We start from the raw sequence: 13,659 nt of genomic DNA on the forward strand, positions 1-13,659 counted from the left end.
CGAACATTGCCCACGATCGGCCTAACGGCGCCCCCGGCGGGACTTTAAGGACGGGGACTGATCCTCCCCTTGGGAGGACAGAGGCGCCGGTGGCCCGCGTGAGCAAATACCAGCGCCGGGAAATCTTGGCTCGGCTCAGCGCCCGCGACCGGAGCATCCTGCTCGGACTGGCAGCCCACCGCTACCTCAGCACCACCCAGCTTCAACGCCTGTTCTTTTACGACCACAAAAGCCAGCAGGGAGCCACACGAGCCACCGTCCGCGTCCTGCAACGGCTACACGAGCAACAACTCGTCACCCGTCTCCAGCGCCGCGTCGGCGGCTTCAGCGGGGGCTCCAGAGCCTTCGTCTGGACGGTGTCCGACACCGGCGAACGGACCATCGGCGAGCTGCAAGGTTCCCGCGGCAAACGCCGGAACAACAAGCTGCCCTCGGCCCACCACCTGGAGCACCTCCTGGCTGTCACCGACGCCCGGCTCGCCCTGATCGAAGCCGACCGCAAAGGGGCCTTCACCATCACGAAGACCGAGATGGAACCGGACTGCTGGCGGCCGTACCTGAACCGGCACGGCCAACCGGCCCACATCAAACCCGACCTCTACGCCGTCACGCAAACACCGGAATTCGAGGACCACTGGATGATCGAAGTCGACCGCGACACCGAACACCTGCCCGTGATCCTCCGCAAGTGTCTGGCGGTGCAGCTGTATCACGACCGCGGCATAGAACAGCAGCGGCACGGCGTCTTTCCACTGACTGTCTGGGTCGTGCCTGATCAAGCGCGGCGACAGAAAATCGAGGCCGCCATCAATGAAGAGGTAGACCTGAGCAATGAATTGTTCCGAGTCGTCGAAATGTCCGGACTCGCAGCGCTGGTAGCCGGTGGCGGGGACACCACAACACTCAAATCAGAAGGAGGCAAGTAATGGAAAATATCAAAGAACTACCCAAACGGCGCTCAAGCCCCGAACACGGCGACTATCCGGAAGACACCCCTTGGATCTACGTGACCTCAGTTGCCGACTTTTCCGTCAATGTCCGACACTCCGCCTGGATTCGAGCCGACCAGCCACCTGACAAGATGCAAGACCAGCTAGACGCCTTCTTAGCTGCCTCACCCGCCGCCCGGTCCGGCACTCCTGAGGCAACCGGCTGGTTCATTGAAGACACGCTCGGCTTTTACGGCCACGGCCCCTACCTAACTACGGACGTCGCCCACATCACCAACATAGGGCAAGGTATCGACCTTCACGGCGAAGCATTCGCCGCCTACGCCATGGAACACGCTAACGCGAGTTGCGAGGAACTGTTGACGGAGTTTGAAGAGTTCTACGTCGCGACCTTCCCCGATGCCGAGGCCTGCATCGATGAGTTTCTGAAAGCCATGGGTTGGAGCCAAGCACTCGAAGCGCTCGTCGCCGAGCAGGGAATCGACTGCCCGCTCGACTTCGACCGCTCGTGCATCTGGGAAAGATACAAGGAAGCCTGGGAAGTCATCGAAGGCAGAAACGGCACCATCTATGTCTTCAACACATAGTTATCCACAGGGTGTGAATAGTCCCCACGGGGGTCGATTTCGGTAAGGACATTGAAGCCGAAGAACACCGTTCCATTCCTCCGCACATCGAGCTATTGTCTGAGAGGCCTAACCGGAGAACAGCAATGAATTCAATAGCCCCACTGAGCGCCTACAGCGACACCGACACCGTGGTCCTGGACGTCGTCGACCAGGCGGACGCCGAAGATCTGACCTTCACGGCAGTCAGCAAAGACGCCCCACCGGGGACTCGTGCCGTTCTCTACCTCCGTGTCTCTTCCAAAGGCCAAGTCAACACCGACTACGACCCCGAAGGCATCTCCATCCCCGCCCAAAGGGAGGCCTGCCTGCGCAAAGTCGAGCAAATGGGCCTGAGCGTCGTCACGGAATACATCGAACCAGGCCGCAGCGGAACCGAGATGACCAAACGCATCGCCTTCCAGGAAATGCTGCGCCGCGTCCGCGCAGACAGGGACGTCGACTACGTCGTCGTCTACAAACTCTCCCGCTTCGCACGCAACCGCACCGATGACGCGATCGTCATGGCCGACCTCAAGAAACGCGGCGTCACTCTGATCAGCGCCACGGAGTCGATTGACGCCAGCCCTGTCGGCCAACTCATGCACGGCCTCCTCGCCGCCTTCAACGAATACCGCTCGGCCGAAGACGGCGCCGACATCAAATACAAGATGGCCCAAAAAGCGAAGAAAGGCGGCACGATCGGGCGGGCACCCGTCGGGTACCTCAACGTCAGGGAATACTTCGAAGGACGCGAAGTGCGCTCCGTCGCCGTCGACGACATCCGCGGCCCGCTCATCCGGCAAGCCTTTGAGCTCTACGCCACCGGCAACTACACCTTCGCCGAACTGTCAGAAGCCATGGAAGACCGTGGCCTCACCACCAAACCAAGTGCAAAGCGTCCGTCCAAGGCCATCGCCCCCACATATTTCTCGCGCCTGCTCCGAGACCGCTACTACTGCGGAATCATCACCTTGGACGGAGCCGAACATCCCGGACGCCACGAAGCCCTCGTCTCCGACGAGCTCTTCGACAAGGTCCAGCGGTTACTGGACAGCCGCGGGGTGGCAGGGGAACGCCGACGCGTGCACGAGCACTACCTCAAGGGCACGCTGTACTGCGACAACAGCCACAAGCGCGGCATCGTCCACCGCATGGTCATCCAACGCTCCATCGGCCGCAGCGGCAACGAATACTTTTACTTCTTCTGCGCCGGCCGAACAGTCAAAGACTGTTCCAGCAGCCACATCAGCACCGCCCGGCTCGAAGACGCCATGACCCGTGAATATGGCAAACTCCAGTTCACGCCAGACTTCCTCGACCTCGCCCGGACACGCATCCGAGAAGCCCTTCGCGAGAAGGAAGCCGCCAACCTGCTCCTCCAAAAGCAGCTTGCCGCCACACTGAAAGAATGCGACGCCAAGGAAGAGAACCTTCTTGATCTCGCCGCCGACGGCACCATCGCCAAAGAAAAGATCCGCACACGGCTGACCGACATCGAGCGCCAGCGCACCAGAGTCCGCGAGCAGCTCAACAGCGTCGAATCCAATCTCGAAGCCGGAGCGCGGCACCTCGAAACCTACCTCGATCTCCTGGCCGATCCGGAAGCCCTCTACCGTTCCGCCAGCGACCAGGAACGCCGACAGCTCAACCAAGCCATCTTCGTCAAAGTCCTCGTCGAAGACGAAGAAATCACCGGAACTCTACTTGCCGAACCGATCGCGACACTCGCTGCCGCACACGCAGGCCACCAAGCCCTCCAAGCGGGCCTCAGCCGCGCGGAGGCCCTGAACCGCGCTCAGGCCTTCCACGACGCCCACACGGACGCGCAAAAGGGAACCACCAGATCTGGTGATTCCCTTTTGGTATCCGTTGAAGACTTACTCGACGGCATCCACGATGTCGATGGTTCGAATAAGGTCAATATGGTGGAGCTGAGGGGACTCGAACCCCTGACCCCCTGCATGCCATGCAGGTGCGCTACCAGCTGCGCCACAGCCCCGAACTTTCCTCGCAGCGACTTGAATCCCCGCCGGAGCAACTCGTCAATACTAAACCACAAGGATGTGAGATAGGAAATCGAACGCGTTGACTCAAGGACAGATGGGGTGCGGTAGGACAGATGAGGTGCGGTCGATTGCTCGGCCGCACCTCCCCCCATTACTGCCCTTCAACTTGTTGCCGCAAACACAACGAGCCACTGGACTGAAGTCTAGAGACTGGAAGGCCATTAAACAAACCGTTCAACCGGTTTATGACCGATCGAGCTCCCGGGGGACTTGGTACGCAGAAGCAAATTCACCAAGAGCACTGAACTTCTCCGCTTCGCGCCCGGAGATCCGCCAAAGACCTTCAGAGGAATACCAGTGATCCTTCGTCACCAAGTCAATCTGATGGCTGCTGAATCCTGCAGCGCGCAAGGCCGAGCCGGCACGTTCGTCATCTCCCAGGAACTTCGGGTACTCCACACCGAATATCCGGGCAACGCTCTGCAAGAGGAATGACACCCGAACAGGTTCCGGATATGCGGCATGGTAAGCGTGCCCGGGTTGTCCAGGCGCCAACGCGAGCCCGGAAAGCAGCCTTCCCAGCGCCTCCACACCGATAAGCGAAAGCAGCGCCGAACCATCACCCGGCCACCCCCCGGCCACCTTCATCAGTTTGAGCAGGCCCGGAACAAACCAGCGGTCTCCCGCGCCGAACACAAGGTTGGGACGAACAACTTCGCCGCCGTAGCCGAGAATCAATTGTTCGGCGACGGCACGGCTGGCGCTGGCCACCGAGGCCGGGTGATACCCGGCTTGGGATTCATGGATGCCGCTGTGAGGGCCGCTCCCGTAAACACTGCAAGTACTGACATAGATCAGCCGGGCAACTCCGGCCTGCCGGCATTGCTCGACGACGTGACCGGTGCCGGCCTCGTTGATCTCTTGGGCAAGGCGAGGCTCGGAGCCCACATATGATGCGGCATGGATGACAACATCCGTATCGGCCAAGAAGGGGATCAGGCTCCCCGGCACCGAAATGTCGGCGGTCGCAATGGTAGCGTTATTGTTTCGTAGTCTTGCAACCGGTTTTCGTGAGAGTGCCACAACGTGCGCCCCTCTGGATCCGGCGAGTGAGGCTACAACCCGGCTTCCAATGAAACCTGACGAACCCAGGACCAGGACCCGGGGCACATGGTCAACACACGTTGACATGGCCCCCACCGATCTTCGGGTCCGTCAGTTTCATGTACACAAGTATCCCGGACGCAGAAACCGGAGAGGTCTCCACGCGGATCATGCAACAACGTGCCAAAGCCACCCGAACGGCGGTCATTGAGGGTGCAGCGTCGATCTTTGAAGAGGTCGGCTACGGGAATGCAAGCCTGAGCGACGTCACTGACCGCGCCTCGGTCACTAAAGGCGCGCTCTATTTCCATTTCAAGTCGAAGGAAGACCTGGCGCTGGCAGTCATCGCCGAACAGCACAACATTGTGCGTGTCGCCGGGGAGAAGATCGCCGCCGCCGGACTGCCTGCACTGGAGACCATGATCGCCATGTGCAGGACATTCGGGCAACAGCTACTCGACGAGCCAATCGTCAGGGCTGGAATCCGGCTGACATTTGAAGCTTCGGCTTTCAATGGGGACGTCAAAGGTCCCTACCAGGACTGGGTCACGACCATGGAAATGCTAACGCGCCAAGCCCAACTGGAGGGTGTCGTGCGACCCGAAGTTGATGCAGCAGACTTCGCACGGTATTTGGTTGCGTCTTTCACGGGCGTCCAGATGGTTTCCAACGTGCTGACCGAACGACGCGACGTTCTCAAACGGATTGACGACATGTGGCGTTTCATGATGCCGGCCATCGCGCAGATTCACCCGCGGGGCCCAGGGACCCCGTGAACTAACGCGGCCTTTTAACCCGAGCCAACAAGGACATCAGGGTCTCTTCTTCGTGCAGCAACCGGACCCTCATCACACCGTGGGCGCTATGTGATTCGAGTTGCGTCACAGCAACGTCCACGGGATAGCTGAACTCGACCAACTTCATGAATTCCGCCTCAAACAAGGCAAAATCGGCATCCGGTCGGGAACACGCTGCGCGCACAGCCTGCCTCGCAGCCTCCACCAAAAGCATTCCCGGTACGTGGTCAAGGGGATGATCAAAGAAGATCGGGTGGGTTGGATCAACCCGCAGCGGCCAGACGAACCGGCGTGGACTTTGCCCGAGCATCACGTTCCGCTGGGTGGCATGCCCGACGTCGGCACACGCCAGTAAGTCTTCGCCAGGGGCGGGCAACCCGGCAGGGACTGACCCACGCAATCGCTCGTACGTCGCCGGATTCACAATGCGGGCCGCCGCCACCCCTTCCCCTACGGGAGCACCGTCAACAACGAACCTCGCAGACACAGCCAGGGCCGACAAGTGCCCTCCACTGAGCTTCATGTCCTTGACATCGAGTTCGACAGCAACCTGCGCGGGGACCAGGGGATCCAGGATCGCGGCTTCTACCGAGATGCTCATGTACGGCATGAGGAATTTGTGGGTCAAGGGTACTCCGCACAAATGGGACAAGAAGATTACTGCCTGCCTCAACGTCTCAGCCATGATCGCCGAATCCGGCGAACCGTCCGGCGAACCATAAAAGACGTGCCATCGCGGCCATTGCGCTCCCGCAATGAACCGCCTAGAACCTGATTGAACGAAGTCAGTCAAGAAGACTTCCGAAACCGAGCGCTTATGAACGAGCTCCCGCTTGACGGAAGCTTCGAAGAGCGCTTCATCGCGCATTGGGTCCCCCACTCCTCCCAGGATCTGCCACACCAGCCAACACTGCTGTTGCGCCCCCCATTAAACGAGCAAATCCTATCGGCAAGCTGTACCCATCGGATTATCGAGGTCGGCGAACTGTCCGGATTGACATACCTACTGGTCGGTTTGTAGTTTAGCAATATGGAGTTTGGCGACACAGGCAGTACGCCCAAGGGCGCGGCCACCCGGATTGAGATCCTTCGGGTTGCCGCGGACGTTTTTGCACGCAAGGGTTTCGAGCAGACCCGAATGGACGACATCATCCGCGAAGTCGGGCTCACGAAGGGAGCCATCTACTTCCACTTCTCTTCGAAAGCAACATTGGCCCAGGCCGTCGTCGACGAACAAAAGGCACGTTGGCTACGTCGCGTGCAAGAGGAAATTCTCAGCAAGAACAACCCGCTGGAGGAGTTACGCGGCCTCGGGGAGTTCATGGTCAGAACAGTCTTGAGCGACTCTTCCGCGTGGGGCGTCGTGCACTTGGCCAATCAACTGGCTTCCACGAAAGAGCCGTCCGGCGGTTCCTCTCCACTAGCCGCATGGGTGGACCTCGTGGCCGGGATCCTTCAACGGGGCCGCGCAAGCGGCGTCTTGACGTTTCCAGGGGATCCCGGCGACGCAGCAACGGTTATTGTGGCCGCATTCGATGGCTTGAAATCGGTCACCGACGCCCTTGACCCCAAAGATCTCGATGCCTTTGAACGACGCGCGACGCTACTGTTGCAACTCCTCGAACAGCAGTTCATCTCCAGCCAGTAACGCAGCAACCCACGAGTCAAAGACTTCAACACTTGGCCAAAAAACAAACCGCACAGTCAGTTTATTAGCTCAGTTTACTAGGAGTAGAAATGAATATTTCAGCCAAAACAGCCCTTATCACTGGAGCGTCTACCGGCATTGGTTCAGTCTTTGCCCGACGGCTGGCCGCCGAGGGCGCACGCTTGATCCTGGTTGCGCGTAGCCAGGACAAACTTGACGCGCTTGCGGGTGAACTCCGCGAGCACGGCACCGAAGTGACCGTCCTGGCGATGGACTTGAGCCTGCCGGACTCCGCAAAGGAACTCCAGCTCGCCACCGATTCCCTGGGACTCACAGTGGACATCCTGGTCAACAACGCGGGATTCGGAACACACGGACAAGTTCTCCATGCAGACGCCGATCGATATGTCGAACAGATCCAGTTGAACTGCTCCACCTTGGTCGGTACCACCACACGCTATCTGCCCGGCATGGTTGAGCGCGGATCGGGGGCCATCATCAACATCGCGAGTACGGCCGCATTCCAGCCGATACCCCACATGGCCGTCTACGGGGCCACAAAGGCCTTCGTACTCTCGTTCACCCAGGCGCTGTGGGCCGAGACGCAAGGCACAGGCGTGAAAGTCCTCGCCGTTTGTCCCGGGGCTACGGACACGCCGTTCTTTGAAATCGCCGGCGACGCTGCAGCCGCCGGATCCATGAGGACCCCGGAGCAGGTGGTGGACACCGCCATGTCCGCGATCCGCGGGAACAAGCCGAGCGTCGTCGATGGCCGTCTCAACTCCTTTGTTGCCCGGGTGGCCGTCAAACTCCTGCCGGAGAAGCTGGTGATCGCAGCCGCGGGTCGGGCCGTGCGCCCGGCCAACTAGTCCCCACCGCCACCCTCGCCTCGCAAGCTCGGCCAGGGAACCCTGGCGGCGTGGGCCCAAGCAGTAGGTGTCGTTCTGAGCGCCCAAAACGACACCTACTGCCAGTCAGTTGGGCTGCCACACGACAACGGGCAGCCCCGCACTCAGGTTCCCTGGATGATTCCGATCTGGACCACTCCCGTGTTGACCAGCGTCTTTGCCAAATAGACAACCCGCCCGGAATGCTCGACGGTCTGGGTCAGGATCAGCACAGGGTCCTTGGCGTCCAGCTCAAGCAGCTCGCCTCGCGCGACGCCCGGGGTGCCAGCCGCGATATCGGTCTCGCCCGGACCAAAGGCCGGGCCGACAGCCGCAATTAAGTTAGCCAGCAGCGTGGCCTCTCTCTCGACGTCGTCCACAATGGCGCGTGCCGCTTCAGGGTCACGATCAATGAGAGCCCCCGTACTTGCCATGTGTTCCTGGACCAGGGCAATGGGTGAGCCGTCCCGTTTGAGGACACTCTCGAAGAACCAGGAGGGCTCTTCTTCGCGGATTCCGAGGGGCTCCGCAGTGAAAACCGACGACGACGGGTGCAGTACATGCTGTGTACGGCTGACCTGAATGGCGGATCCGGCCTCGGCCAGGATCTCCTCCATGGGCCTGATCCGTTCGAGGCCGACCCGCGGCAGTCGGGTGGCCACAAAACGTCCAATGCCTCGGCGGGAGCGTACGTATCCGTCTTCCTCGAGGAGCATGAGAGCCTCACGGACAACCGTCCGGCTGACCTTCATTGCCGAACCCAGGTCCGTTTCCGAGGGCAACAGCGACGAAACGGGGAAGTGCCCCGCCCGGATCGCATTCATGATGCGCGAGTACACGGCAACGCGGAGCGGGATGTTGGCGGTGGCATCCAACGGCTCCGAAAGAACGCCCTCAGCATTGCGGTCCAAAATGGCTCCCTTCGTCGATATTGAGAGTTTACGCGATGGGTATTCCAATCTTGTATAACAAGCGTGTATGATGAACATATAAGCCATCTTGTGCTCTGCGCCACACCTGCATCGAGCCGCCCCCGAAGCCGTTTTGTTTCAAACAAGGAAGTTTGTCCATGACAACCCAAGCCACCAGCACCGCAGGGCTCCCCCTTCGGCGAAAAGCAGCCCGAGTGCCCGTACTCATCGCCACGCTGATCCTTTCGATCCTCAGCTACCAGCTCAACGCCAGCCTGTTCTCTGCGGCCCTGCCGGCCATGGCCGCTCACTTCCAGGAATCCACGGAAAATGTGGCCAAAGTCCAGTCCCTGTTCTTCCTGACCGGCGCGGTCCTGGGCATGGCATTTTCCCGATGGAGCGACTTCCTGGGACGCCGCCGCACCCTGCTGATCGTCCTCTCCATGATGTTGTGCGGCACGGTCCTGTGCCTGCTGGCACCAAACCTGACCGTCCTTCTCGTCGGGCGGGTCCTGCAAAGTGCAACGAGCGCCACGTTCACCATTTCCTTCCTGCTCCTGTCCGAGCGCTTCAGCAAACGCCTCTTCGGTATTTCCGTCGGCATTATTTCGGCAGTGAACGGCGGCATTGGCGGGCTCGACGGCTTCCTGGGTGGTTTCATCACCGACACCATCGGCTGGCAATTCCTCTTTGTCCTGGTCCTCGGCGTGGGCGTTCTGGCGATCGTCTTAGTCGCCGTCGTGGTCCCGAAGAGACCCGCCCGGACACGTGAGGGACGCATGGACTGGTGGGGCGCGGGCACCCTGGGCACGTTCCTGGTCCTCTTGAGCAACCTGATCGGACAGGCTTCCACGTCCGGATGGGGCGATATCTGGACCCTTGGCTATCTCGCCGGCGCAGTGATTGCCGGGCTGGCGTTCGTCGCCGTGGAAAGGCGGGTTGAGCGTCCGTTGATCGCGATCGAACAATTGCGGTCCCGCCAGGTGTGGCCGGTTTTGGCGAGCACGACGCTGACGCTTGCCGGCATCTTCTCGGCGTTGAACTTCACCGTGATCCTCCTGAGCCAGGACGCAAAAGCCGGATACGGACTGTCCGCTTCCATGTCGGCCCTCCTGTACCTGACGCCGACGGCATTCGTGGGCGTGCTCACCGCGGTGTTCTCCGGCTGGTTCGCACAGCGCATCGGCTGGTTCAAGGCCCTGCGGATCAGCAGCGGCCTGATCGTCGTGGCAGCGGTTGCGGTCGCGATCTTTGCCGCGGACCGCTGGATGGTGTTCGCCTTGCTGATCATCATGGGAGTCCTGTATCTCGGCCAGTTCCAGAGCACCGTCAGCGGCATCGCGGTGCTGAACTCACCCAAATCGGCGCCGGGTTCCGTGCCCGGCCTGAATGGAGCATGCTTTGGAATCGGAGCCAGTGTGGGAATCGCCGTTGTCGCACCCGTCGTCGCCGCCGGAACCATCGCCGGTTACCAAACTGCCCTGTGGATCTCTGCCGGCTTCGCCCTCGCGGCCTTTGCCGCTTCCCTGATCCTGCGCCCTGTCGCTGCGAGCGCCTCTGCGGCGCCCGCCGTCGTCGTCGCCCACGCCTAAGCCCGAACAAGAGTCACCAAACCTACGAAGGAGCACCATGACCACCACCACACCGCAGCCGTTCTATCTCGATTGCGATACCGGCATCGACGATTCCCTGGCAATCGCCTATCTCCTGGCGAGCCCTGAGGTGGAGCTGGCCGGGATCGGAACCGTCAGCGGCAACGTCAGCGCCGTAGTCGGCGCCGTCAACACGTTGAACCTGCTCCACGCTGCCGGGAGGGCCGGGATCCCGGTTGCCGTGGGTGCACACGATCCGCTCATGGGCACGTTCGACGGCGGAGCGCCGCACGTTCACGGCGAGAACGGCATCGGCGGGGTCTCCTTGGAAGACTCGGGACTGACGTCAGAATCAGAGACAGCCGCGGAGATGCTGGTGCGGCTCGCCAACGAGCACCCAGGCGAACTGCGCGTCATCGCCGTCGGTCCGCTCACCAATCTGGCCCTCGCATTGCAACTGGACCCGAAGCTCCCGTCGCTCGTCCGCGATGTGACGATCATGGGCGGAGCGGCGTTTGTGCCGGGCAACATCAGCCCTGTCGCCGAGGCCAACATCTTCAACGACGCCGAGGCAGCCGCCGTGGTGATGGAGGCCGATTGGCTGGTCACCATGGTTCCCTTGGACGTCACCATGAACCACCGCTTCGATGAGACCCATCGTGCGGCCCTTGCGACAGCCGGACATCCGGTGGCCAGCGCACTCTCCGGCATGCTCGTCCAGTACTTCGCCTTCTACAACACGATTTTCGGCGAGTATTGCGCTGCCCTCCACGATCCGCTGGCAGCGGCAATCGCCGTGGGTGCCCTCGAGCTCGACGACGCCCCGTACGTCGGAATTTCCGTGGACACGAGCGAGAGCGCGGCTCATGGCAAGACCCGCTGTGAGCGGCTCGACGGCGGAGCCGCCGGCGCGGGCCCAGTGCCGGAACGGGCGTCCCGGGTTGTGCTGTCCGTCAAGGGCGACGCCGCTGCGCATCTCCTGGAGCGGATCCTGTCCTTGCCGGCTGCGAACTGACGGGCTTTTGATGAACACTTCCAAAGGCACTGCTTCTTCGCCCACCGAGCCCAGCCAGGCCGACCTCAAGTTGCTGAACCGCGCCATTTCCCTCGCGAGGGCAGCCCGGGACCGCGGCGACCACCCGTTCGGCGCACTTCTGTTGGCACCGGACGGAACAATTGTGGAAGCCATGAACACCGTCAACACGGAACACGATCCCACCGGTCATGCCGAGACCAATCTGGTCCGCCTGAGCGCCAGGAAGCTCGACGCCGGCGCATTGGCCGCCAGCACGCTGTACACGAGCACCGAACCGTGTGCCATGTGCACCGGGGCGATCTATTGGGCGGGAATCGGACGCGTGGTCTATGCCTTGTCCGAGAAGGACCTTGCCTCGATTGTCACCGAGCAGTCCGGCGTGCCCACTCTTGACCTGCCCTGCCGCGAAGTCCTTGCCCATGGCGGGAGTAGCGTCACCGTGACGGGTCCCGTTCCGCTTGCCGAGGCAACAGAGGTCCACCTTGGCTTCTGGCACTAGACCGGAAACCCGACACCGCAATCCAGCACCACCCAAAGGACAGCTCATGCCCATCCCCAGCACGCTCACTGTTGTCGGCAGCCTCAACGTCGATCTCACGTGCCGCGTCCACCGCCTACCCTCCCCCGGCGAAACCATCGGCGGCGGCACCCTCACCCGTCAGCCCGGCGGAAAGGGAGGCAACCAGGCCGCGGCTGCTGCACGGCTGGCCGGGGCTGCCCGCATGGTGGGCGCCGTCGGAGCGGATCCGGACGGCCGGCTTCTGACGGAGGCCCTGGACCGGGCAGGGGTCGACATTTCGGCGGTGGAGCAGGTTTCCGCGCCGACCGGCACCGCGCTGATCGTGATCGACAGCGAGGGCGAAAACCAAATCGCCGTGGCGCCGGGAGCCAACGCGGTGGTTTCGCTGGATCGCGCCGATTTCTCCGAAGGCGGGCCGGTGCTCGCCCAGTTGGAGATCGCCGTCGACACCGTGCTGGAAGCCGCGTGCCGGACCAACGGGTTCTTCGCCCTCAACGCGGCCCCTGCCCAGGCACTCCCGGCAGAGCTTCTGGAACGGTGTGACCTGGTGATCGTCAACGAGTCCGAGTACGAACTCATTCCCGAGCTCCGGAGCGCCGAACGTGTGGCCGTCACCTACGGGGCAGGCGGCGCGTCGATGTACACGCAAGGGGTCAAGACCGCCCATGCGCCCGCGACAAAGACGAGCGTTGTCAACAGCGTCGGGGCCGGTGACGCCTTCTGCGCGGCGCTCGTGCTGGCACTTGCGTCGGGCCTGGACGACGAAAGCAGCCTCGCGGCGGCTTGCGCGGTGGGGGCCGCCGCCGTAGCGAGCGAGCTTTCCCAACCGGAGTTCGAGCGGCTGGAACACTACCTGGGGATCTAAGAATCCGAGCTTGAGATCCGCCCGAGGTGCTGGACACCGCCCGGCACCAGCGAACCGCGGGCCGCACCTACCATGCCTTCTACGGCGCGGGCGAGGTGCGTACCGCGGTCGCTGACGCCGTCCCAGCGCACCAGGGCCTGGGCATTCAGTCCGTCCACCATGCCCAGGATCTGCCAGGCGACAGACGGAGCATCGAACGTATCGAACTCACCGGCGTCGATCCCCGCTTCGACCACGCGCTGCACCACGGCCTGCCATGCATCCATCTGCTCACGGACGCAGGCTGCGAGCGCCTCGTTCCGACGCCCCAGGGTCCACGCCTCCACCCAGATTGCAGTGACATCGAGCCGGCTGACGTCCATGAGCGTTTCGAGGAGCATCCCGAGCTGTTCCAAAGGAGTCGGCTGCTTCTCCAGAAGGCCCGCAACCTCCTCGGTCTCCGCCGCCACGATGGTCGAAAAGATGCCCGCCACCAAGGCCTCCGCATTGGGCTGGTAATGCGCGACGAGGCCTGAGGCCACCCCTACCCGCGCTGCCACGTTGCGCAGCGTAATGGCGGAAAGCCCCTGCTCAAGCGCTATTTCCTTGGCAGCCTCGGCTATTTCGGCCGCGCGTTCGGCCGGCGTCTTCCGCGCAGCGCGTTTCTGTATGGTGCTTGACATCACACAACAGTCTAAAGTAATTTTCTTGTTGTTGATCACGCGATCAATAAGATTTTTCACCTCACAACACAGA

Annotated in this window: 14 protein-coding genes, 1 tRNA gene and 1 pseudogene; 10 read left to right on the forward strand and 6 right to left on the reverse strand. The window is 61.9% G+C overall.

The annotated features are described in order from the left end of the window. Window positions 1–98: 98 nt before the first annotated feature. The 3 genes and pseudogenes from AB4074_RS16910 to AB4074_RS16920 all read left to right on the forward strand — a co-directional run. Window positions 99–926: a replication-relaxation family protein gene (locus tag AB4074_RS16910; protein WP_441414426.1), complete on the forward strand. Its 828-nt coding sequence runs from the start codon at window positions 99–101 to the stop codon at window positions 924–926. Beyond that, the gene (locus AB4074_RS16915) at window positions 926–1,537 is read left to right on the forward strand and encodes an antirestriction protein ArdA (RefSeq protein ID WP_441414427.1); all 612 of its coding nucleotides are present in this window, start codon (window positions 926–928) and stop codon (window positions 1,535–1,537) included. Before AB4074_RS16910 ends, AB4074_RS16915 begins: the two co-directional genes overlap by 1 nt. Before the next feature lie 125 nt (window positions 1,538–1,662). Then, window positions 1,663–2,556 (forward strand): annotated as a pseudogene (locus AB4074_RS16920) (recombinase family protein); the annotation flags it as partial. A gap of 45 nt (window positions 2,557–2,601) precedes the next feature. On the opposite strand, the gene AB4074_RS16925 reads toward AB4074_RS16920, so the two are convergent. From AB4074_RS16925 to AB4074_RS16935, 3 genes are all read right to left on the reverse strand, one after another. Then, window positions 2,602–3,210 (reverse strand): hypothetical protein, encoded by a 609-nt coding sequence (locus AB4074_RS16925; RefSeq protein WP_441414428.1) that lies wholly within the window; start codon window positions 3,208–3,210, stop codon window positions 2,602–2,604. Window positions 3,211–3,481: 271 nt separating this feature from the next. Beyond that, window positions 3,482–3,557: transfer RNA gene (locus AB4074_RS16930), tRNA-Ala, on the reverse strand. A gap of 250 nt (window positions 3,558–3,807) precedes the next feature. Next, window positions 3,808–4,755: an NAD-dependent epimerase/dehydratase family protein gene (locus tag AB4074_RS16935; protein WP_441414429.1), complete on the reverse strand. Its 948-nt coding sequence runs from the start codon at window positions 4,753–4,755 to the stop codon at window positions 3,808–3,810. 32 nt (window positions 4,756–4,787) lie between these two features. Between AB4074_RS16935 and AB4074_RS16940 the strand changes: the two genes are divergently transcribed. Next, window positions 4,788–5,444: a ScbR family autoregulator-binding transcription factor gene (locus AB4074_RS16940; RefSeq protein WP_441414430.1), complete on the forward strand. Its 657-nt coding sequence runs from the start codon at window positions 4,788–4,790 to the stop codon at window positions 5,442–5,444. A 1-nt stretch (window position 5,445) separates the two neighbouring features. Here AB4074_RS16940 and AB4074_RS16945 read toward each other — a convergent pair whose 3' ends face one another. Further along, the gene (locus tag AB4074_RS16945; RefSeq protein ID WP_441414431.1) at window positions 5,446–6,333 is read right to left on the reverse strand and encodes a ScbA/BarX family gamma-butyrolactone biosynthesis protein; all 888 of its coding nucleotides are present in this window, start codon (window positions 6,331–6,333) and stop codon (window positions 5,446–5,448) included. A 162-nt stretch (window positions 6,334–6,495) separates the two neighbouring features. Here AB4074_RS16945 and AB4074_RS16950 point away from each other — a divergent pair, with 162 nt between their 5' ends. After that, window positions 6,496–7,113, forward strand: coding sequence for a TetR family transcriptional regulator (locus tag AB4074_RS16950; protein WP_441414432.1), 618 nt, complete (start codon window positions 6,496–6,498; stop codon window positions 7,111–7,113). A gap of 89 nt (window positions 7,114–7,202) precedes the next feature. Beyond that, the gene (locus AB4074_RS16955) at window positions 7,203–7,982 is read left to right on the forward strand and encodes an SDR family NAD(P)-dependent oxidoreductase (protein ID WP_441414433.1); all 780 of its coding nucleotides are present in this window, start codon (window positions 7,203–7,205) and stop codon (window positions 7,980–7,982) included. 143 nt (window positions 7,983–8,125) lie between these two features. Here the strand turns inward: AB4074_RS16955 and AB4074_RS16960 are convergent, their stop codons facing one another. Beyond that, window positions 8,126–8,911 carry a GntR family transcriptional regulator gene (locus tag AB4074_RS16960; RefSeq protein WP_441414434.1) on the reverse strand — a complete coding sequence of 262 codons (786 nt, stop codon included), beginning with the start codon at window positions 8,909–8,911 and terminating at the stop codon, window positions 8,126–8,128. 158 nt (window positions 8,912–9,069) lie between these two features. On the opposite strand from AB4074_RS16960, the gene AB4074_RS16965 reads away from it, so the two are divergent. Genes AB4074_RS16965 through AB4074_RS16980 form a run of 4 tightly spaced genes read left to right on the forward strand, consistent with a single transcriptional unit; the run spans window position 9,070 to window position 12,924 of the window. Continuing rightward, window positions 9,070–10,503 (forward strand): MFS transporter, encoded by a 1,434-nt coding sequence (locus AB4074_RS16965; RefSeq protein ID WP_441414435.1) that lies wholly within the window; start codon window positions 9,070–9,072, stop codon window positions 10,501–10,503. Between the two features lie 37 nt (window positions 10,504–10,540). Continuing rightward, entirely contained in the window at window positions 10,541–11,518 is a 978-nt protein-coding gene (locus AB4074_RS16970) for a nucleoside hydrolase (protein ID WP_441414436.1), read from the forward strand. 10 nt (window positions 11,519–11,528) lie between these two features. Further along, a complete protein-coding gene (locus AB4074_RS16975; RefSeq protein WP_441414437.1) occupies window positions 11,529–12,038 on the forward strand; it encodes a nucleoside deaminase in 510 nt (169 codons plus the stop codon). A gap of 46 nt (window positions 12,039–12,084) precedes the next feature. Further along, window positions 12,085–12,924, forward strand: a complete 840-nt coding sequence (locus tag AB4074_RS16980; protein WP_441414438.1) for a ribokinase — start codon at window positions 12,085–12,087, stop codon at window positions 12,922–12,924. Here the strand turns inward: AB4074_RS16980 and AB4074_RS16985 are convergent. Further along, complete coding sequence (locus AB4074_RS16985) at window positions 12,921–13,586, reverse strand: TetR/AcrR family transcriptional regulator (RefSeq protein ID WP_441414439.1); 666 nt, start codon at window positions 13,584–13,586, stop codon at window positions 12,921–12,923. The genes AB4074_RS16980 and AB4074_RS16985 overlap by 4 nt on opposite strands. Window positions 13,587–13,659: the final 73 nt, after the last annotated feature.

Origin of the sequence: Arthrobacter sp. 2MCAF14 (assembly GCF_052115645.1) — a bacterium.
In the GTDB taxonomy this organism is placed as follows: Bacteria; Actinomycetota; Actinomycetes; order Actinomycetales; family Micrococcaceae; genus Arthrobacter.